This is a genomic window from Rhodococcus sp. IEGM 1305, from assembly GCF_030058635.1.
Lineage (GTDB): Bacteria > Actinomycetota > Actinomycetes > Mycobacteriales > Mycobacteriaceae > Rhodococcus_F > Rhodococcus_F opacus_D.
Genome location: NZ_JASHKX010000006.1, coordinates 195,955 through 216,149, shown reverse-complemented (window position 1 = coordinate 216,149; position 20,195 = coordinate 195,955). Strand labels below are relative to the sequence as shown.

Sequence of the window (20,195 nt, the reverse complement as noted above, 5' to 3'; positions counted from 1 at the left end):
CGGGTGCTCAGAAAGTGAGACCGATCGCCGCGACGGTGACGGTGATCTCGAGCGCGGCGCCGAGAACGTCGCCGTTCAGGCCGGCGAATCGCCGGACGCAGTGGGCCACCAGCAACGCGGTGAGCGTCAGCGCAACCGCCACGACGACGGGTCCCTGCCACCACGGCGAGGTGCACCACGCGGCCGCCGCAAGGAGCGGAACGGTCCAGGCGATGCCGGTCCACGGTGACTGGGTTTCGGCGACCAGTGCGCCGAAACCTTCCGTCGACGACGCGGGAATTCCGCGCCGGCAGGCGAAGACGACCGCCACCCGCCCAGCCGCCACGGCGACGGCGACGCACGCGAATTGTCCTGCGGCGGCGAGAGATCCGAACGCCAGTCCCTGCGCGCCCAGGCAGATCACCAGGGCGCACACCCCGAACGGGCCCGCACCGCCGCTGTGCATCACGGCCCGCGCCCGCTCCGGCGGCCCGTAACAGCCGAGCCCGTCGACCGTGTCGGACAGACCGTCGATGTGCATGCCCCGGGTGGCGAGAGCGTGTGCACCCACCGTCATCAGGCCGGCGAGGGCGGGGTCGAGACCGGCGGACACGAGCGCCCACAGCAGCCCCGCGGCCAGGACTCCCAGCGCGATCCCGGTCACCGGCGCCGCCCGGATCGCGCGGCGACCCGACACGCGGTCCACGGAATCCGGTCCGTGCAGGGGAAGAACTGTCAGCCAGGAGAACGCGAGCAGCACGCCCGACACGGTCAGCCCGCGGTATCGGCGGCGGAGCCGGTCTCGGTGCCGTCGCCGTCCTCGGCGTCGCGGGTGCTGACGCCGGCCTCAGCGAACGTCGCCATCTCCGCGAGCGTGGCGACGGCGCCCTGCAGGATCGGCAGTGCGGTGACGGCCCCGGACCCCTCGCCGAGCCGCATGTCGAGTTCGAGGAGAGGGTCGAGTTGCAGATGCTTCAGCGCGATCGTGTGTGCCGGTTCCGTCGAACGGTGACCGGCCAGCCACCACGCGCGGGCGCCGTGCGCGAGTTCCTCCGCGACCATGGCGGCCGCGGTCACGACGACGCCGTCGAGAATCACCGGGGTCTTGCGGGCGGAGGCCTGGGCGAGGAAGCCGGCCATCGCGGCGAGGTCGGCGCCCGACACCGTCCGCAGGAGCGCCACCGTGTCCCGGACCACCGGCCGGGCCCGGCGCATCGCGTCGCGGATCGCTGCCGTCTTCCGGATCCAGCCGGCGTCGTCGACACCGGTGCCCCGGCCGACCGCCGCCACCGGTTCGGTGTCCGTCAGCGCGGCGATGAGAACGGTGGCCGGTGTGGTGTTGCCGATTCCCATGTCGCCGGCGATCAACAGGTCTGCGCCGGAATCGATCTCGGAGTCGGCGATGGACCGTCCGGCCTCGATGGCCTGCAGTGTCTCCTCGTGGGTGAGCGCGTCCTCGCGGTCGATCGCCCCCGACGAGCGGCGGATTTTGAACGCGGACACCGACGGATCCGTGTCGCCGTCCACGGACAGGTCGACGACGCGCACGCTGGCGCCTGCCCGGTTCGCGAGAGCGTTGACGGCTGCCCCGCCGCCGACGAAGTTGGCGACCATCTGGGCCGTCACCTCGGGCGGATACGCCGAGACGCCGGTCCGGGCCACCCCGTGGTCACCGGCGAACACCACCACCCGCGCCCGCGCGAAGGGGACGGGCGGGCAGACGCCCTGGCAGGCCGCGGCCCAGCACGCGAGCGTCTCGAGGCGTCCGAGCGAGCCGGCCGGTTTGGTGAGCTGCAGCTGACGGGCTTCGGCCTGTGCGCGCACCCCTTCGTCGGGTGGGGTGACGGGTTCGAACCGACCGGGGTCGGTGCTCACGGACTCGCTGGTCACGCTTGGCCTCTCGCTCGAGTGGACACTTCTGGCCCGCGCGACTCACGTGCGGGATCATCTTTCAAGATCATGGTCAGCCCGGCGACGACGAGGACGACGCGATCGCAGACCTGGGCGAGTCGCGCGTTGAGGGCGCCGATTTCGTCGCGGAACAGGCGACCGGACCGGGTCTCGGGAATGACACCGAGACCCACCTCGGGAGTCACCAGCACGAGTGCGCCGCGGTAGTCGCGGACGCTCGCGACGAGTTCGTCCGTGCGTGAGGTGATGGTGCCCCGCGGCGATTCCCAGGCTGCGGCGCCGTCGAGTTCGACGGTGAGCCAGGTGCCGAGATCGTCGACGAGGGTGGCCGCGGCCTCGGTGGGAGAACGCAGCTGGTCGGCGAGGTCGAGCCGGTGCGCGGTTTCCACGGTGAGCCAGCTGCCGGGACGTCGATCGCGGTGCTGAGCGATGCGGTGTTCCCAGTCGTGGTCGTCGGGGTCGCGGTGACTGGTGGCGACGTAGCGCACCCGGCCCGCCCCGGCCAGGGCCTGCGTCAGTTCCTCGGCGTGAGCGGATTTTCCGGAGCGTGCACCGCCGAGCACCAATGTTCGCGACGTCTGGTTCGGACGGCTCGGGCGGTCCGGGGAATCGGCGGTGGGCACGGAGGGAAACGCTACCAACCCACGGGAGTGGCAGTATTTTGACGAAGAACGTCAATTCCGCCACTGTTGGCGGGAAGTGAATGGGCGGAAAATTTCAGCCATGACCGAATTCCTCGTCCTCGTTGCACTTCTCCTCGTGCTGCATGCGGCCGTGATGTACGCCGGTCGGCACCTGGGTCCACTCCCGCCGCGACTGCGGAAAAGCTACCGCGACAACTTCTTCCGACCGGCTGATCCCATGACCGACCTGTCGTACGACCGCGACGCCGAACTGGGGCGGCTGCTCGCCGAGACGCACCGCGCGCCCCACAACTGACCGTCAGATGGCGTCGCCGGGGCGCACCCGCGGCTTGGGGGCGCGCAGCTTGCGGATCTGCGACGCACGCACGAACGCATACCACCCGAGCTTGAAACCGCCGTCGGGGGTGTCCGGGAAGCGCTCCCGCACCTGATTGTTGATCTTGCGGCCCAGCCAGACGCCCTCGATGGCCATGAACATCATCATGATGAGCATTGCAAGCGTCACGATCGCCTGCAGCGCCGGGCTGACGAACATCGCCATGATGAGAACCAGGGCCAGCGGCATGAACAGGCCGACCAGGTTGCGCCGGGCGTCCACGATGTCCCGGACGTACGCGCGGACCGGGCCCTTGTCGCGGGGGAGGAGGTACTTGTCCTCGCCGGCGAGCATGCGGGCGCGTCGCTCGGCGGCGGTGGCGCGTCGCTCCGCCGCGGCGACCTTGCGCTCTTCCTTGCTGCCGCGGGTGGCCTTCTTACGGGCGCGTGCCTCTTTCGCCGTCAGGGGCGCGGGCGCGACCGGTCCGCGGCGCCTCGCCTCGGCGTCGCGTCGCTTGGGGGTCGGGCGGCCCTTGCCCGCCTGTTCGGCGGACTCCGCCTCCGAGGCCGTGGACGACTCGGCGACCTCGACGTCCCGCTTGTCTGAATTGTCCGAATCACCGCGGCGTAGCAATTTCACCCTTCCAGAGTATGGGAAGACGGCACCGGGAGGAAAACCGCCCTCACATCGAAATGCCGGGTCGCGCCCGTCGCCATACACTTCGCCGATGCGAGTGATGATCGCACCGGACTCCTTCGGTGAAACGCTGACCGCCGTCGAGGCGACCGCCGCGATCGCGGCGGGATGGTCGGCCGTGCGCCCGGACGACCAGCTGATCGAAGCGCCGCAGTCCGACGGCGGCCCCGGATTCGTGGACGTGATCGCCGCGGCGGGCGGCACCGTCCGCACCGCGGTCGTGGAAGGGCCGCTCGGCGCCGACGTCACCGCCCGCTGGCTCCTCGACGGCACCGACGCCTACCTCGAATCCGCCCAGGCCTGCGGACTCGGACTGCTGGGCGGACCGCCGACGCCCCGCACCGCCCGCGACGCACACAGTCGAGGCGTCGGTCAACTCGTCGTGGCGGCCCTCGACGCCGGTGCGCGCAGAATCGTCGTCGGTCTCGGCGGCAGCAGCTGCACCGACGGCGGCCGCGGCCTCGTCGAAGCCCTCGCGCAGGGGTTCGGGAGCGCGGACGCCGCCGTCGCCCGCCTGCGTTCGGTGGAACTGGTCGCCGCGTCCGACGTCGAGCACCCGTTGCTCGGCGAGCACGGCGCCGCCCGCGTGTTCGGACCGCAGAAGGGTGCCGACCCCGACACCGTCGCCTTCCTCGAGGACCGGAACGCCGCGTGGGCGGGGCAACTGCAGCGGGTGACGGCCCGGGAGGTCGCCGCCGAGGCCGGAGCCGGCGCCGCCGGTGGCATCGGCGCCGCGCTGCTCGCCCTCGGCGCGACCCGCGAATCCGGTGCTCAGGTGGTCGCTCAGCGCACCCGGCAGGACCGCCAACTCGCCTCCGCCCAGCTCGTGATCACCGGCGAAGGCCGCCTCGACCAGCAGTCGCTGCGCGGGAAACTCGTGATCGCGCTCGCCGCTGACGCCCGCCGGCGGTCGATCGCGACGCTCGTCCTTGCCGGGCAGGTCCTCCTCGACGCCGCGGACCTCGACAGCGCGGGCATCGACGACGCATTGTCCCTGGTCGATCACGCGGGATCGACCGAACTCGCGATGTCGGACGCATACGCGCAGCTGAGAGACCTCGCGGCGGCCGCAGCCCGGGGGTGGGAAGGTGCGGCCGCAGGGTAGTAACCCGAATCCGTGACGTCGGATACCATGGACGTGGATCGATCTGCGGACGCTGCCGCAGGGAATGGAACCCGGGAATAAGTCGGGCGCGGAGTACCGTTGAAGCGTTCACGGGTTTGTTACGAACTACAGGGAGAGCCCATGACTGTGCAGAACGAGACCGCCGTCCACGGCGTCAAGATGACCGAAGCCGCGTCCGCCAAGGCGAAGGCGCTGCTCGATCAGGAAGGTCGCGACGACCTCGCACTGCGTATCGCCGTGCAACCCGGCGGCTGCGCAGGACTGCGTTACCAGCTGTTCTTCGACGACCGGAACCTGGACGGCGACCTGATCGTGGACTTCGGTGGCGTCGCCCTCGCGGTGGACCGGATGAGCGCGCCGTACGTCGAGGGTGCCTCGATCGACTTCGTCGACACCATCGAGAAGCAGGGTTTCACCATCGACAACCCCAACGCGACCGGTTCGTGCGCCTGCGGCGACTCCTTCAACTGAGTCCCAGGCCGAAGTACAACTGAATCGACAAGTCTGACGCGGCGCCGACCGGCTGCCGCGTCAGACTTTTTTCGTGCCCGATCTCCACGTACCCGGGTCCCGTGCTGCCGACCGATCATGGTGGTACTCCGGGGTACGGTGAGAAATCCCGACCGAACTCATCGAAAGGCATCCGCCCGTGACAATTGCGGTAACCGGTTCCATCGCCACCGACCACCTGATGCGGTTTCCGGGCCGGTTCGCCGAGCAACTGCTCGCCGATCAGCTCAGCCACATCTCGTTGAGCTTCCTGGTCGACGACCTCGTAGTCCGGCGCGGGGGAGTGGGCGGCAACATCGCCTACGCCATGGGCGTCCTCGGTGGATCTCCGCTGCTGGTCGGGGCTGTCGGAGCCGACTTCGCGGACTACCGCCGGTGGCTCGAGAGCAACGGCGTCGACTGCACCGCCGTCCGGATCTCGACCACCGCGCACACCGCGCGTTTCGTGTGCACCACCGACGAGGACATGGCGCAGATCGCCTCGTTCTACCCCGGTGCGATGAGTGAGGCCCGCGAGATCCAGCTTTCGGGGATCGCGCAGGACGCCGAACCGCTCGAGCTGGTCCTCATCGGCGCCAACGACCCCGAGGCGATGATCCGCCACACCGAGGAATGCCGCCGGCAGGGCATCCCCTTCGCCGCCGACCCGTCGCAGCAACTCGCCCGACTGAACGGCGAGGAGGCGGCGGCGCTGATCCACGGCGCAAAATACCTGTTCACGAACGAGTACGAATGGGGACTGCTGCAGCAGAAGACCGGACTGTCCGAAGAAGAGATCCGCGCTCAGGTCGGTGTCCGCGTCACGACGCTCGGTTCCAAGGGCGTCGAGATCGTCGATTCCGAGGGCAACTGGACCCGCGTCGCCGTCGTCCCCGAGAAGGCGAAGGTCGACCCGACCGGTGTCGGTGACGGATTCCGGGCCGGATTCCTCCTCGCGCACAGCGCGGGCCTGAGTTTCGAGCGCTCCGCACAGCTGGGGTCGCTGGTGGCCGTGCTCGTACTGGAGACCGTCGGAACCCAGGAATGGACGTTCGACCGCGACGAGGCCGTCAAGCGCCTCGCAGACGCCTACGGATCCACCGCGGCCGACGAGATCGCTGCCGTCCTGCCGTAACAGGCGGCTCCGCCGCCCGTGCGCCTTTTTGGTAGCGCCAACTACCAAAAAGGCGCACGGGCGCGAAGCGCCTACAGCGAGACCGGGTACGCCGGCTCGGCGATCTCCGGAACGATGCGGTTCTCGACGAAGATGCCGTGCCAGACCATGAAGATCAGCACGGTCCACAGGCGACGGCTGTGGTCGGACACGCCGTCCCGGTGGTCGTTCAGCATCTTCGTGATCGCGGCCTTGTCGAGCAGGTGATCGGTGCCCGACGCCGCGATCTGCTCATGTGCCCAATCGAACAGTTCCGTGCCGCGCAGCCAGTGCCGCAGCGGCACCGGGAAGCCCAGCTTCGCCCGATGGAGCACGTGCCCGGGCACGATGCCCTCCAGTGCCTGACGCAGCGCGTACTTGGTGGTGCTCTTGGTGATCTTCTGATCCAACGGCACCTGCGACGCCACCTTGAAGACCTCGGGATCGAGGAACGGCACCCGCAGTTCGAGCGAGTTGGCCATGGTCATCTTGTCGGCCTTGACGAGGATGTCGCCGCGCAACCACGTGAACAGGTCCAGGTGCTGCATCCGGGCCACCGGATCCCACCCCTGCGACTGCGCGTAGATCGGGTCGGTGACGTCGCGGTGCGTCCACTCCGGCCGGAAGTCGCGCAGGACGGCGCGCAACTGTGCGTCGTTGAAGCTGCGCGCGTTGCCGTAGTACCGCTCTTCCAGGGTCAGTGAACCGCGGTTGAGCAGGCTCTTTCCCCGGGTGCCCTCGGGGATGCGCTCGGACAGCTTCCCGGCGGCCCGCCGCAGGCCCTTGGGCAGGTACTCGAACGGCTTGAGCGAAATCGGCTCGCGGTAGATGGTGTACCCGCCGAACAGCTCGTCGGCGCCCTCACCGGACAGCACGACCTTGACGTGCTTGCGCGCCTCCTTGGCCACGAACCACAGCGGAACCAGTGCGGGATCGGCAACCGGATCGTCGAGGTACCACACGATCTCGGGGATGGCGGCGGCGAACTCGGACGGGCTCACCACCTTCACCACGTGGCGCGCGCCGATCGCTTCGGCGGATTCGGCTGCGACGTCGACCTCGGAGTAGCCCTCGCGCTCGAAACCGGTGGTGAACGTGATCAGGTTCGGGTTGTGGCGCATCGCGAGCGCCGCGATTGCCGTCGAGTCGATGCCGCCCGACAGGAAGGACCCGACCGTGACGTCGGCGCGCATGTGCTTGGCGACCGAATCCTCGAGCGCCTCGGCGATCTCGCGGTAGCGGGCCTGCTCGGTGCCCGCGGCGAACGGACGCACCGGGAACGTGGGCGCGAAATAGCGGGTGATCACGGGTTCTTCGCCCGGGCGCACACGTGCGAAGCAACCGGACTCGAGGCGGCGGATCTGCTTGTGGAGGGTTTCCGGCTCCGGCACGTACTGAAGGACGGTGTAATGCTCGACGGCCCGCGGATCGAGTTCGGTGCCGATGCCGATCAGGCTCGCCAGCTCCAGCAGACTCTTCTTCTCGCTACCGAATGCGGTGCCGCCGGTGCCTGTCGCCAGGAAGAGCGGCTTGATCCCGAACGGATCGCGCGCGATGAACAGCTCCCGCGTCTCCGTGTCCCAGATCGCGAACGCGAACATGCCGCGCAGACGACGGACGGCGTCCTCGCCCCAGTAGTGGAACGCGGCGACGATGGACTCGCTGTCACCCTCTGTGACGAACTGCGCACCGAACTGCTCGGCGAGTTCGGCCCGAACCTCGAGGTAGTTGTAGATCTCGCCGTTGAACGTCAGCGCGTAGCGTTCCGGATTCTCCGCCGGACCCCACCGCAAAGGCTGGTGGGAGTGTTCGATGTCGATGATCGACAGCCGATTGAACCCGAAGACGAGGTGGTCGTCGTGCCAGGTCCCGTGCTCGTCCGGCCCACGGTGCCGCAGGCAGTGCATTGCCTGGTCGACCTGTGAGACGGCGTTGTCGCTGGTTTCTCCAGAGGTCAGTAGCCCGAGCAGTCCGCACACAGCGTCCGGTACCTCAATTCAGAATCTTGGAAGGCTCCACGAGGTGGAGTGGTCAGGGATCTCTGCCGGAAAGTATGCCGCAGATTCCCGGAGCGTCCGGTTCGGGCCGCCGGTGACGGTGCCCCGGCTCGAACAGCGACACCGCCGCGGCACCGGCAGCGACACGTCGCCCGACCCGAGGATGGAGAGCCGCCGCCTTTGGTCTACGCTGCGTAGTAATTGGGCCTTCCCATCGGGTGTGCCCTAGTGGAATTTGCGGCGATCAGGAAGGCGTGAACGTGGCGCAAGGTCGGATCCTTCGGCGGGCAGGGTTGGCAGTATCTTTGGGCATTGCTGCCTTGCTGCTGTCGGGTTGTTCAATCGACAACGAGGTGCTTCGTTTCGGGTGGCCTTCGGGCGTAACCCCACAGGCGCACCGCATGCGTGAACTGTGGACCTGGTCGGTCATCGCCGCCCTCGTCATGGGTGTGCTGGTGTGGGGACTCACCTTCTGGGCGGTGATCTTCCACCGTAAGAAGAAGGACTCACCCGAGTTCCCGCGGCAGACGGCATACAACGTGCCGCTCGAGCTGGCGTACACCGCGGTTCCGTTCGTCATCATTGCCGTGCTGTTCTACTTCACGGTGGTCGTGCAGAACCATGTCCTCGAGAAGGAGGACAACCCCAACGTGGTGGTGGATGTCACTGCGTACCAGTGGAACTGGAAGTTCGGCTACCGCTCCATCGACCTCGGTGAGGGTGGCGGCAAGTACGACGGCGTCGATCAGGAAGCGCAGGCTGCGGTCGAGTCCGCGCCGGCGTCCGAGGCGGAGGCCGAGGGTGAGCACGCCCAGCCCGGGCCGATCCACGGCAAGACCCCCCAGGACCTGTCCTACCTGCACTACGACAAGATCGAGACGATCGGCTCGAGCAACGAGATCCCGATCCTCGTTCTGCCGACCGGCAAGCGGATCCAGTTCGAACTGGCCTCGGCCGATGTCATCCACGCCTTCTGGGTGCCGGAGTTCCTGTTCAAGCGCGACGTGAACCCGAACCCGAAGGAGAACCACTCCGACAACGTCTTCCAGATCAGTGAGATCGAGAAGGAAGGTGCCTTCGTCGGGCGCTGCGCCGAGATGTGCGGCACGTTCCACGCGATGATGAACTTCGAGGTTCGCGCCGTGAGCCCCGACAAGTTCGCGCAGTACATCGAGCTGCGCAAGCCGGCGAGCGAAGGCGGCCGGGATCTGACCACGGCGGAGGCTCTGCAGGCCATCGGCGAGTCCCCGGTTGCGACGTCGACGTCTCCCTTCACCACCGATCGCGGCTACAAGCAGGCGAGCGGTGTCGAAGGTAACTGAACCTGCTGCTGATACCTCACTGACCAAGGACAAGTGCTGATATGAAGATCGAAGCCAAGCTCTTCGAGATCCTGACGGTATTCTTCATTCTCGTCGCGATCGTCTACGGCGTCTTCACCGCCGTTTCACGAACCGGTATCGAGTGGGCGGGTCTGACGGGCATCTGCCTGTCGGCGGGACTGACGCTGATCATCGGAACGTACTTCCGGTTCGTTGCCCGTCGACTCGACACCCGTCCCGAGGACTACGAGGACGCGGAGATCGCCGACGGCGCAGGCGACCTGGGATTCTTCAGCCCCGGTAGCTACTGGCCGATCCTGCTCGCCGCTTCTGCCGCCTTCGTCGCAGTCGCGATGGCGTTCTTCCAGCCGTGGATGATCGTGGTCGCCGTGATTGCGGTTCTCGCGGCCGCTGCGGGTCTCGTCTTCGAGTACTACGTCGGGCCCGAGAAGCACTAGTTCCACCCACAGTCGGACCGCGGAGGCGCCGAATCCCACCGGGATTCGGCGCCTCCGCTTTGCCGTCACTAACGGGCCGGGCCTGCCGCCGCGGCGAGGAGCGCCGACGCCTGATCGGATGCGAGTCGCACCGCCTCGGGGAACACCTGCAGCCCGTGTGAGACCAGTGCCCCTTCGTGGAGCAGCATGACGGTGCGTGCGAGTGTCTCCGGGTCGCGCACCGACGCGTCCCGGCACACGCCGGTGAACAGGTCGAGCATCCACCGCTTCTGGCCGACGATGACGGCGTACGCCGGATGTGCCGGGTCGCTGATCTCCGCGTGCGCGTTGACCATGCTGCACCCCTTCGCGCTGTTCTCCGCGGTCCACTCCCGGGATGCGTCGAAGATCGCCGTCAGGCGCCGTCCGGGGGAGTCGCCGGCGGTGTCGAGATGGCCGGCGAGAAACGCCCGCCACCGTTCGTCCCGGTCGGCGAGGTACTCGACGACGATCTGTTCCTTCGAACCGAAACGGTCGTAGAGCGTCTTCTTCGTGACACCGGCCTCGGTGGCGATGAGATCCACGCCGACCGCGTGGATTCCCCGCTCGTAGAAGAGGCGGCCGGCCGCGTCCAGCGCCCGCCTCGCTCCCGGTGTCAGCACGACGCGTCGCGGTGACGGCACAGATTCCATGACAAAAGTATACAGATCGGTATAGGTTGAAGAGGTATACCGATCTGTTTACTTAGGTGGTGGTCAAACGTGAATGCGCTTCTCGCCGTGATGTTCGTCCTGTGCTGGAGCTCCGGCTTCATCGGGGCCAAACTCGGCGCCGGGGACGCGGCCCCTCTGACCGTACTGACCTGGCGGTTCCTGCCGCTCGCCGTCGCACTTGCCCTGGCGGCCGCCCTGTTCGGACGCGCACGGTGGCGGGGACTCGGGTCCCGTGCGCTCGGCCGTCAGGTGACGGTCGGCGCGCTGTCGCAGACCGGATATCTGCTGACCGTCTACCAGGCGATCGGACTCGGCGTCTCGACCGGCACCACGGCACTGATCGACGGCACCCAGCCCCTGGTCGTCGCCGTGCTGGCCGGCCCGCTGCTGGGTCAGTACGTCGCGCCCCGGCAGTGGTGGGGGCTGCTGCTCGGACTGGCGGGGGTCGTGATCGTCACCGCAGGCGACGCCACCGCTGCGTCCGGGGTGTCCTGGTGGGCGTATCTCGTGCCGTTCGCCGGGATGCTGTCGCTGGTGGCCGCGACATTCCTGGAGAGTCGCTCACCGACCGACACCGACCCCGTCGTGTCCATGACCGTGCACTGCGCGACCAGCGCCGTGCTCTTCATCGCCCTCGCCGCGTGCGCCGGACAGGTGTCGCCACCGCCGACGGCATCGTTCTGGTGGTCGGTGGCCTGGCTGATCGCCCTGTCCACGTTCGGCGGCTACGGCCTGTACTGGCTCGTGCTGCGTCGGAGTGGAGTCACCCGGGTCAATGCCCTGATGTTCCTGATGGCACCGGTGACGGCGATCTGGGGGACCGTGATGTTCGGCGAGCCGTTCGGGATCCTCACCGCGCTCGGTCTACTTCTGGGACTCGGGGCGGTCGCGCTCGTGTTCCGCGCACAGCCGCGGGGGAGGGGAGCGGGCACGCCCACAGACGAGCAGAGCCCCGAACCGGACGTGGTTCGGGGCTCTGCTCGGTTGCGGAGGTGAGGCTAGTGGGCCTCGCCGTTGCCGGACGATCCGTTGCCGGAAGCCGACGAACCGTTGCCGTGGGCGCGGTCCTGGTACTCCCGCAGCATCGTGAGCTGCTCGTGCTCGCCGTGGTGCAGGGCGTGCTCGAGAGCCAGGCTCTCCTCGACCGGGTCGGCCGTGACGAGGCTGCCGGAACCGGGCTTGCCGGCGGAACCGAGCTTGTTCATCTTCTTCGGGACGGTCGCACCCTGGTACTCGAGCGGGATCGGATGACCGTGGCCGTCGACCGGGCCGAGCGGCTGGTGGATCTCGATGTACTGACCGTTCGGCATCCGCTTGATGATGCCGGTCTCGATGCCGTGCTCGAGAACCTCACGGTCGCTGCGCTGGAGACCCAGGCAGAACCGGTAGGCCACGAAGAAGGCGATCGGAGGCAGCAACACCATGCCGATGCGGCCGATCCACGTCATCGCGTTCAACGAGATGCTCAGGTGGTACGCGATGATGTCGTTGATGCAGGAGATCGTCAGGACGGCGTAGAACGCAATCGCCATCGCACCGATCGCGGTACGCACCGGAACGTCACGCGGACGCTGCAGCAGGTTGTGGTGAGCGTCGTCCTTGGTCAGACGCTTCTCGATCCACGGGTAGGCGATCAGCACCGTGAACACCAGACCCATGATCAACGCCACGGCGAACACCGACGGAATGGTGTAGCGGTCGAACAGGTAGATGTCCCACGCCGGCCACAGGCGGGCCAGGCCGTCCGTCCACATCATGTAGATGTCGGGCTGCGAACCTGCCGACACCTGCGACGGGTTGTAGGGGCCGATGGTCCAGACCGGGTTGATCTGCAGCACGCCACCCATCACGGCGAGCACACCGAACGTGATCGCGAAGAACGCACCCGACTTGACGGCGAACACCGGGAGGATGCGCACACCCACGACGTTGTTCTCCGTGCGGCCGGGGCCGGGGAACTGCGTGTGCTTCTGGTACCAGACGAGCGCGAGGTGACCGGCGATCAGGGCGAGGATGATGCCCGGGAACAGCAGGACGTGCGCGACGTACAGGCGGGGGATGATCAGGTCGCCGGGGAAGTCGCCGCCGAAGATCAGCCAGTGCATCCAGGTGCCCGCGATCGGGATGCTCAGCGTGATGCCGGAGAACGCGGCGCGCAGGCCCGTGCCGGACAGCAGGTCGTCGGGGATCGTGTAGCCGAAGAATCCCTCGAACATCGCCAGGATCAGCAGCAGGCAGCCGATGACCCAGTTGGCCTCACGCGGACGCCGGAAGGCGCCGGTGAAGAAGATGCGCATCAGGTGCACGACGATCGACGCCGCGAACATCAGCGCCGCCCAGTGGTGGATCTGACGGACGAACAGACCGCCGCGAACCTCGAACGAGATGTTCAGCGTGGTCTCGTACGCGCGGGACATCGTGACGCCGCGCAGCGGCTCGTACGCACCGTTGTAGACGACGTGCGCCATCGACGGGTCGAAGAACAGGGTCAGGTAGACACCGGAGATCAGCAGGATGACGAAGCTGTACAGCGCGATCTCGCCGAGCAGGAACGACCAGTGGGTGGGGAAGACCTTGTTGATCTGCCGCCGCATTCCCGCTGCGAGGTGGTAGCGCGAGTCCATCGCTTCGGCCTGGCCGGTGGCCATCGCGCTCAGTTTGGACGGTTTGTTGTCGGTCACGGTCGACGCTCCCAAAATGCCGGGCCGAGAGCTTCGATGTAGTCACCCGTTGTGACTAGGAAACCCTCTTCGTTCACTGTAATAGGCAACTGCGGAAGTGCACGAGCGGCCGGACCGAAAATCGGCTTTCCGTAGGTCAGCGCGTCGAACTGCGACTGGTGGCACGGGCAGAGGATTCGGTTGGTCTGCTGTTCGTACAGGGAGGTGGGGCAGCCGAGGTGGGTGCAGATCTTCGAGAAGGCGAAGTAGTCGCCGTAGTTGAAGCTCTCCTGGCCCTTGCGCTTGGTGACCCGCGCCGTGTCCTCCGTGCGGAGGCGGATGAGCATGGTCGCGTTGCGGATGCCGCGCAGCGCCTCGAGCAGCGCGTCGTGGTCGCCGCGGTCGGACTCACGGAACGGGAACACCGTTTCCATGGCGCCGGCGTCCAGGTCTTCCGGGCGGACGAGGACGACGTCCTCGGGGCGACCGGTGTCGCGGCGCAGGTAGATGGTCTCGCCCGCGTAGCGGGGCGTCCATCCCGACACCCACAGCGGGGAGTCGTCGCGCTTGGCCCACGGGTTCTTGACCAGACCACCGAGGGGCATGACGGACATGATGCCGAGGGCACCGCCGCCGAAGATGAGGGTGCGCTTGAGGAGCTTGCGGCGTCCCAGCGTCGACGTGTCGAACGAGTCGCCGAGTTCCGCGACGATCGTCTTGCGATCGACCTCGGACGATCCACCGTCGTGGCGGTCCTGGATGGACACCTCTTCGGGGATGAACTTCTTGGTGAACTGCACCGCTCCGACACCGAGGCCGAGGATGGCCAGACCCATGGTGAGGCCGATCAGCGGCGTGTACAGGCTGTAGGCCGAGTAGTGCTCCTCGCCGGCGCCTGCGTACTCCCAGGGCCAGAAGAGGTAGATCGCGATGAACGCGATCGCCGAGATGCCGGAGAGAGCGAACCAGAAGGCGACCGACCGCTCGGCGCGCTTCTCGGCCTTCGTCCCCGGAACCACCCAGCGGTTGCGGCGGAACGCGACATCGACGTGGTCGAGGTTGGTGCCGAGCTCGACCAGTTCGTCGCGGCTCAGGTTCTCGAGTTCTGCATCCGTGTACTTCTTTGGCGTGGCGCCGCCCGGCTGGCCAGCGTCGCTCATGACCTTGCTCCGATCCACAGTGCTGCACCGACGACAGCGATGATTCCGATGACCCACATGGCCAAGCCCTCGGAGGCGGGACCGATGCCGCCGAGTCCGTAGCCGCCGGGCTGCTTCGTCTCGCCTGACGACTTGATGTAGGCGATGATGTCCTTCTTCTCCTCGAGGGTCAGCTGACGGTCCGAGAACTTGGGCATGTTCTGCGGGCCGGTGACCATCGCGGCGTAGATCTGCTGCTCGCTGGCCGGGTCGAGGACCGGCGCGTACTTACCGGACGAGAGCGCACCGCCACGCCCGGTGAAGTTGTGGCAGGACGCGCAGTTGAGGCGGAAGAGCTCGCTGCCGCGTCCGATGTCGCCGCCGCGCAGCGACGACTGGGCGATCTCGCCGTTCTCGTCGCGGATGACGGTGGGGCCGCCACCGTTGGCCTGGACGTACGCGCCGATGGCGTCCGTCTGCTCGGCGTCGAACTTGACGGGCTTGCGCTCGACCTGGGCCTCGTTGCGCGAGGCCGGCATGCGTCCCGACGACACCTGGAAGTACACGGCTGCCTCGCCGACACCGATCAGGCTCGGTCCGCGATCCTGCACACCCTGCAGGTTCGCGCCGTGGCACGTGATGCACGACGTGTCGTACAACTGCTTGCCCTCGCGGATCAGTGCTGCCTGATCGTCGGTGGCGGTGGCCACCTGCGGGGTCGGCGTCAACGCGGACGCGAGGAAACCGGCGCTGACCAGTCCCATCATCAGGACCAGGGCGCCCGTGACGCGCCTGCGGAGCTTCCGCTGGCGGCGTGCCTTCGCGGCAGACGCTGTGGTATCGGATGCGGGAGGGGGGGATGAACTCATCTGTATCCCTTTGGTATGTCGGGACGGACTGGACGTCAGGGGGCTGCCTGGGGCGTTCAGCTGATCAACGGATGAAATAGATCGTGGCGAACAGGCCGATCCACACGATGTCGACGAAGTGCCAGTAGTACGAGACGACGATGGCGGCGGTGGCCTGGGCGGGCGTGAACTTGCTGACCTTGGTGCGTGCGATCAGGAAGACGAACGCGATGAGGCCGCCGATCACGTGCATGCCGTGGAAGCCGGTGGTCATGTAGAACACCGAGCCGTACACGCTGCTGGAGATCGAGGTGCCGTGCTCGACGAGGTGGATGTACTCGTAGGCCTGGCCGAGGACGAAGAAGGTGCCCATCGCCAGCGTCAGGAGGTACCACCGGCGGAGGCCGAAGACGTCGCCGCGCTCGGCCGCGAACACACCCATCTGGCAGGTGAACGACGAGGCGATCAGCACCAGCGTCACCGGTACGGCGAGGAACAGATTCAGCTCGGTCGGCTCCGGCGGCCAGTTCCCATTCGCCTGTGCTCGCGCCACGAAGTACATGGCGAAGAGCCCTGCGAAGAACATGAGCTCACTTGACAACCACACGATGGTGCCAACGCTGACCATGTTAGGTCGGTTCAGCGAGTGCACGCGTTGGGTGATTGCTGATCCTGAAGTCCCTACTGCGCTCGTCACAGACAGAAGTATGACGCTTCGTCGTAAGAGACGACTACCCGGGTCCACCCTCGGCGCGTCGACGCGCCCCGCTTGTCCGATTCTCCCTGCTGACAGCCCTGGTGGCGGACCGTGAAAGGGTGGAGTCATGCGCTCTCGTGACAACAGTACGGGGTGGCTGCGGAGGCTGTTCGGCAGTCGGCAACCGGCCCCTCTCGATCAGGATCGTCCCGACCTCGTGGTCGTCGCCTCGAGCTTCGACGACGTGGAGGCGTGCTCGACCGCGCTCGACCGCGCCGCCGCCGAGAATCCGCGGTGGGACGCCGGCGCGGAAGCGGTGCTGCGGCACCATCTGCGGCTGCCCGCCTCGTCCGTGGCCGACGCCGTGTCGATCGCCGCGCAGGACGGTTACCGACCGCAGGATCCGGACGGTCCGGCATCCCCGGCCGAGGACGGTGCGACGGTCGGACTCGTGCTGCAGCGGGTCCAGATCCTCGATGCGCTGCACTGTTCTCAGGAACGGTCGAGAATGGCCGGGCTGGCGCAGCGGCTCGGTGGCTCGGTCGACGGCTGGGACGCGACGCAACCGGCGCGCGAGTCCGATCCGCCCGGTGACTAGGCTGCCAGGACCGGATCCGCCACTAGTACAAGGGGACACGACGATGCAGAGCCCGACTGCTCAGGGGACGAACGACGGTGTGCGGCCGGCACGCACGTGGCCGTCGGTCCTCGGCACGCTCACCGACGGACGTGACCTGTCGGTGGACGAGGCGAGATGGGCGATGGACGAGATCATGTCCGACAACGCCACGTCCGCGCAGATCGCGGCGTTCGGGGTCGCCCTCAAGATGAAGGGCGAGACACCGGAGGAGTTGCGCGGACTCGCGGACTCGATGCTCGGGCACGCGCGCAAGGTCCCCGTCGACGACGACGTCGTCGACATCGTCGGCACCGGTGGTGACCGATCCAACACCGTGAACATCTCCACGATGGCGTCACTCGTGGTCGCGGCGTCCGGCATTCGCGTCGTCAAACACGGAAACCGGGCCGCGTCGTCCAAGAGCGGCGGCGCGGACGTTCTCGAGGCACTCGGGGTGAAGATCAATCTCGGCCCCGACGAGGTGGCCCGCTGCGTCCGGGAGGTCGGCATCGGTTTCTGCTTCGCGCCGGTGTTCCATCCCGCCCTGCGGTTCGCGGGCGCGCCGCGCAAGGAGATCGGCATCCCGACCGTCTTCAACGTGCTCGGACCGCTCACCAATCCGGCCCGTCCGCGGGCCGGCCTCATCGGCTGCGCGTTCCCGGGCCTGATCTCGGTGGTCGCCGGTGTGCTCGCGCAGCGCGGCAACTCGGCGCTCGTGGTGCGCGGTGACGACGGCCTGGACGAGTTGACGACGTCGACCACGTCGACCGTGCACATCGTGGCGGACGGGGCGGTGACCACCCGTCAGCTCGACCCCAGGGACATCGGGATCGCGCGGGTGTCGCTCGACGAACTGCGCGGCGGCGATGCCGAGGTGAACGCGGCGGTGGCCCGGCGACTCCTCGCCGGTGAGACCGGACCCGTCCGCGACGCGGTCCTCCTCAACGCCGCGGCGGCGATCGCCGCGTTCCGGGGACTCGGCGGCCGCACGCTCGAAGACGCGCTGTCGGACGGACTCTCGGCGGCGGCGCAGTCGATCGACAGTGGAGCGGCCGCGACGCTGCTCGCACGGTGGGCCGAACTCACGTCGGGACTGGCCACCAGCAAATAGTCGGCGGAGCTACTCGCCGATCGAGAAGCCCGCTTCCACGTCGGCGCTGGAGTAGGACTGGAACGCGATGTGCGTCGCCGTCCGGGAGACGCCGTCCACCTTGTTGATTCCCTCGGTGACGACCTCCGCGATCTTCGCGTGGTCCCGGACCCGCACGATCGCGATCAGGTCGACGTCGCCTGCGCAGGAATAGACCTTGTCGACGCCCTCGATGTCGGCGACGGCCTGAGCGGTCTCCGGGATGCGGTGGGCTTCGGCGTGGATCAGGACGATGGCGTTGATCATGATCGCCAGCCTAAGCGGTGGTCGGCGGAACCCGGCGCGGGTGGTCGGGTCTCGGCGTCCCGTGTCGACGCGCTGCCCGCTCGCGCCAGTGCGCACCACTCGGACCAGGATCCGGCGCCCCGTGCGGGCTCGCACCAGCCCGCGGATGCGCTGACGACGCGGGTGTCCTCCTGGTCGAGCCAGCGCGCGAGCAGGCCGGCCTCCTCGGGGGACGCGCCGCGGAGCGGAGTTGCGTCGGGAACGACGGTTTCGGCGGTGAGGACGAGTGCATCGACCACCGGCATCGGGTGAATTCCGCGCCGGGCGCAGCCCGCGGACGCGAGACGCCCGGAACGGATCACCGCGAACTCCCAGCCGCCGGTCGCGGCCGGGCGAGCGGCCACGAGCTGATCGAGCGCGGTGAGGGCGGCAAGGCGCTGCATCCTCCGCAACGCGAGCACGACCTCCGCGGTGCGATCACGCAGCCGTGCGGCGTTCTCGAACAACTCGCCGGCGGCCAGCTCCTCCACCCGTGCGCGCATGCGCTGCAGCGGGGCGTCGTCCAGGCCGCGCAGGAACTGCCGGAAGAGTGCCGGCCCGGGACGGTAGTCGTCCTCCGTGGCGCGGTCGTGGACGGACGCCGGGCAGCCTCCGAGCTCGCGGGGTGGGCACTGCGGACCGTGCTCCCTTCCCTTCGGGATGCGGCTCGTGCAGGTGCGGAGAATGCAGTACTCGGCGAGGACGTCGGCGACGTCGACGGCGGTCGAGCGGGACCGGAACGGACCGAGCGAGTCGGCGGTCGGGGTACGCACCACCGACAGTCGGGGGAAGGCCTCGACGGTGAGCGTGATCCACCACCCGCGTTTCGGGTATTTGGACCTCCGGTTGTACGGCGGCGTGTGCGCGGCGAGCAGCCGGAGCTCGCGCACACCCGCCTCGAGTGCATGCGCGCACTCGACGTGGTCGATCCGGGTGGTCAAGGCCACCATCTCCTTCATCCGGCCACGCGTCTCCGAGCCGGTGAAGTAGTTGCGCACCCGCCGGCGCAGATCGGTCGCCGTGCCGACGTACAGGACCTCGTCGGACGGTCCGCGGAACAGGTACACGCCCGGAGCGTGGGGGAGATGGCTGGCGAGCGTCCGTTTCGCCCGCTGGTGCGAGGAGACGTCGGGAAGGTAGTCGACGAGCTCGGTGAGACTGTGCACCCCTTGATTGCCGACCCTCGCGATGAGGGCGTGCAGGACGTCGACGGTGGCCCGGGCGTCGTCGAGTGCCCGGTGGGTCGGAGTGGTCCCGACGTCGAACAGCCGGGCCAGCGACGACAGCTTGACGGACGGCGCTTCGTCGCGGCTGAGGACGCGCCGGGCCAGTTTGACGGTGCAGAGCACGGTGAACTTGGGCCAAGGGGTGTCGGTGGCGGACGCGGCGGCCTTGAGGAAGCCCGTGTCGAACGGGGCGTTGTGCGCGACGAGCACCGCGCCGCGTGCGAACTCCAGGAACGCCGGCAGCACTCGCTCGATCCGCGGGGCGTCGATCACCATGGCGGTGGTGATGCCGGTGATCTCCACGATGTGCGGGGGGATGGACCGTCCCGGGTCGACGAGAGTGGCCATTTCGGCGATCACCTCGCCACCGCGGATCTTCACGGCGCCGATCTCGGTGATGGCGTCCTCGCCCGGCCGCGCTCCGGTGGTCTCGAGGTCGACCACCACGAACGTGGTGTCCCGCAGTGGGGTGTCGAGCCCGTCGAATCTCAGCTGTTCGGGTACACCGGGGACGCTCACGGCTCAGAGCGTATGGACGGGCACCGACAGAACCGCCCGGAGAGCCCGGAGAGACGAGGATCACACTGACCGTCTCGGGCGGCGGTCACGGGCGGTGCGAGGGTCGGGCGCGCGGCCGAAAACGAGGTGTTCGGACGGGGCGGGGACCGGTACCGGCGGGTCGGGCGCGTGTCGCGGGTGCGGTCCGCGGCACCCCGGTTGAACAGCAGAAACGCTGACCGGGAGAAAATCGGGGAGTCGTCAGGCTTCGCGAAATGCCCACTCCCGCTGTCGAAACGAGATCGGAAACA

The 20,195-nt window shown here is 68.0% G+C and carries 21 protein-coding genes; 9 read left to right on the top strand and 12 right to left on the bottom strand.

The window, feature by feature from the left end:
• Window positions 1-7: 7 nt before the first annotated feature.
• The 3 genes from QM693_RS13550 to cobU are packed head-to-tail and all read right to left on the bottom strand — an operon-like array spanning window position 8 to window position 2,513.
• Window positions 8-748 carry an adenosylcobinamide-GDP ribazoletransferase gene (locus QM693_RS13550; RefSeq protein WP_283334235.1) on the bottom strand — a complete coding sequence of 247 codons (741 nt, stop codon included), beginning with the start codon at window positions 746-748 and terminating at the stop codon, window positions 8-10.
• 2 nt (window positions 749-750) lie between these two features.
• Complete coding sequence (gene cobT / locus QM693_RS13545) at window positions 751-1,869, bottom strand: nicotinate-nucleotide--dimethylbenzimidazole phosphoribosyltransferase (RefSeq protein WP_283352582.1); 1,119 nt, start codon at window positions 1,867-1,869, stop codon at window positions 751-753.
• Window positions 1,866-2,513, bottom strand: coding sequence for a bifunctional adenosylcobinamide kinase/adenosylcobinamide-phosphate guanylyltransferase (gene cobU / locus QM693_RS13540; protein ID WP_283334237.1), 648 nt, complete (start codon window positions 2,511-2,513; stop codon window positions 1,866-1,868). The genes cobT and cobU overlap by 4 nt, the downstream gene beginning before the upstream one ends.
• Window positions 2,514-2,613: 100 nt before the next feature.
• Here cobU and QM693_RS13535 point away from each other — a divergent pair, with 100 nt between their 5' ends.
• A complete protein-coding gene (locus QM693_RS13535; RefSeq protein WP_280782596.1) occupies window positions 2,614-2,829 on the top strand; it encodes a hypothetical protein in 216 nt (71 codons plus the stop codon).
• A 3-nt stretch (window positions 2,830-2,832) separates the two neighbouring features.
• On the opposite strand, the gene QM693_RS13530 is transcribed toward QM693_RS13535, so the two are convergent.
• A complete protein-coding gene (locus QM693_RS13530; RefSeq protein ID WP_280782595.1) occupies window positions 2,833-3,489 on the bottom strand; it encodes a DUF3043 domain-containing protein in 657 nt (218 codons plus the stop codon).
• 88 nt (window positions 3,490-3,577) lie between these two features.
• Here QM693_RS13530 and QM693_RS13525 point away from each other — a divergent pair, with 88 nt between their 5' ends.
• The 3 genes from QM693_RS13525 to QM693_RS13515 all read left to right on the top strand — a co-directional run bounded on the left by QM693_RS13525 (window position 3,578) and on the right by QM693_RS13515 (window position 6,296).
• Window positions 3,578-4,651, top strand: coding sequence for a glycerate kinase family protein (locus QM693_RS13525; protein WP_283352581.1), 1,074 nt, complete (start codon window positions 3,578-3,580; stop codon window positions 4,649-4,651).
• 141 nt (window positions 4,652-4,792) lie between these two features.
• Window positions 4,793-5,143, top strand: a complete 351-nt coding sequence (locus QM693_RS13520) for an iron-sulfur cluster assembly accessory protein (protein WP_005247725.1) — start codon at window positions 4,793-4,795, stop codon at window positions 5,141-5,143.
• 178 nt (window positions 5,144-5,321) lie between these two features.
• Window positions 5,322-6,296: a carbohydrate kinase family protein gene (locus tag QM693_RS13515; RefSeq protein ID WP_283352580.1), complete on the top strand. Its 975-nt coding sequence runs from the start codon at window positions 5,322-5,324 to the stop codon at window positions 6,294-6,296.
• A gap of 71 nt (window positions 6,297-6,367) precedes the next feature.
• Here QM693_RS13515 and asnB read toward each other — a convergent pair whose 3' ends face one another.
• Entirely contained in the window at window positions 6,368-8,293 is a 1,926-nt protein-coding gene (asnB, locus tag QM693_RS13510; protein ID WP_283352579.1) for an asparagine synthase (glutamine-hydrolyzing), read from the bottom strand.
• A 272-nt stretch (window positions 8,294-8,565) separates the two neighbouring features.
• Between asnB and ctaC the strand changes: the two genes are divergently transcribed.
• Together ctaC and QM693_RS13500 are read left to right on the top strand one after the other, a co-directional pair.
• A complete protein-coding gene (gene ctaC / locus QM693_RS13505; RefSeq protein WP_043824202.1) occupies window positions 8,566-9,633 on the top strand; it encodes an aa3-type cytochrome oxidase subunit II in 1,068 nt (355 codons plus the stop codon).
• 41 nt (window positions 9,634-9,674) lie between these two features.
• Window positions 9,675-10,091 carry a cytochrome c oxidase subunit 4 gene (locus QM693_RS13500; protein ID WP_005573189.1) on the top strand — a complete coding sequence of 139 codons (417 nt, stop codon included), beginning with the start codon at window positions 9,675-9,677 and terminating at the stop codon, window positions 10,089-10,091.
• Between the two features lie 68 nt (window positions 10,092-10,159).
• Here the strand turns inward: QM693_RS13500 and QM693_RS13495 are convergent, their stop codons facing one another.
• On the bottom strand, window positions 10,160-10,762 hold the full coding sequence (locus QM693_RS13495; RefSeq protein ID WP_283352578.1) for a TetR/AcrR family transcriptional regulator: 603 nt from the start codon (window positions 10,760-10,762) through the stop codon (window positions 10,160-10,162).
• Window positions 10,763-10,831: 69 nt separating this feature from the next.
• Between QM693_RS13495 and QM693_RS13490 the strand changes: the two genes are divergently transcribed.
• Window positions 10,832-11,779, top strand: a complete 948-nt coding sequence (locus QM693_RS13490; RefSeq protein ID WP_283352577.1) for a DMT family transporter — start codon at window positions 10,832-10,834, stop codon at window positions 11,777-11,779.
• A 2-nt stretch (window positions 11,780-11,781) separates the two neighbouring features.
• On the opposite strand, the gene qcrB is transcribed toward QM693_RS13490, so the two are convergent.
• From qcrB to ctaE, 4 genes are all read right to left on the bottom strand, one after another.
• Window positions 11,782-13,431: a cytochrome bc1 complex cytochrome b subunit gene (gene qcrB, locus QM693_RS13485; protein WP_105413747.1), complete on the bottom strand. Its 1,650-nt coding sequence runs from the start codon at window positions 13,429-13,431 to the stop codon at window positions 11,782-11,784.
• Between the two features lie 29 nt (window positions 13,432-13,460).
• Window positions 13,461-14,603 carry a cytochrome bc1 complex Rieske iron-sulfur subunit gene (gene qcrA / locus QM693_RS13480; RefSeq protein ID WP_283352576.1) on the bottom strand — a complete coding sequence of 381 codons (1,143 nt, stop codon included), beginning with the start codon at window positions 14,601-14,603 and terminating at the stop codon, window positions 13,461-13,463.
• On the bottom strand, window positions 14,600-15,451 hold the full coding sequence (qcrC, locus tag QM693_RS13475; protein WP_105413619.1) for a cytochrome bc1 complex diheme cytochrome c subunit: 852 nt from the start codon (window positions 15,449-15,451) through the stop codon (window positions 14,600-14,602). Before qcrC ends, qcrA begins: the two co-directional genes overlap by 4 nt.
• Before the next feature lie 64 nt (window positions 15,452-15,515).
• Window positions 15,516-16,127, bottom strand: a complete 612-nt coding sequence (ctaE, locus tag QM693_RS13470) for an aa3-type cytochrome oxidase subunit III (RefSeq protein WP_005260123.1) — start codon at window positions 16,125-16,127, stop codon at window positions 15,516-15,518.
• A 127-nt stretch (window positions 16,128-16,254) separates the two neighbouring features.
• On the opposite strand from ctaE, the gene QM693_RS13465 reads away from it, so the two are divergent.
• A complete protein-coding gene (locus tag QM693_RS13465; RefSeq protein ID WP_283334242.1) occupies window positions 16,255-16,725 on the top strand; it encodes a hypothetical protein in 471 nt (156 codons plus the stop codon).
• Between the two features lie 43 nt (window positions 16,726-16,768).
• Complete coding sequence (gene trpD, locus QM693_RS13460; protein WP_280782587.1) at window positions 16,769-17,857, top strand: anthranilate phosphoribosyltransferase; 1,089 nt, start codon at window positions 16,769-16,771, stop codon at window positions 17,855-17,857.
• A gap of 9 nt (window positions 17,858-17,866) precedes the next feature.
• Here the strand turns inward: trpD and QM693_RS13455 are convergent, their stop codons facing one another.
• Window positions 17,867-18,142, bottom strand: coding sequence for an Lrp/AsnC family transcriptional regulator (locus tag QM693_RS13455; protein WP_005247708.1), 276 nt, complete (start codon window positions 18,140-18,142; stop codon window positions 17,867-17,869).
• Window positions 18,139-19,905, bottom strand: coding sequence for a DEDD exonuclease domain-containing protein (locus QM693_RS13450; RefSeq protein ID WP_283352575.1), 1,767 nt, complete (start codon window positions 19,903-19,905; stop codon window positions 18,139-18,141). Before QM693_RS13450 ends, QM693_RS13455 begins: the two co-directional genes overlap by 4 nt.
• Window positions 19,906-20,195 lie beyond the last annotated feature (290 nt).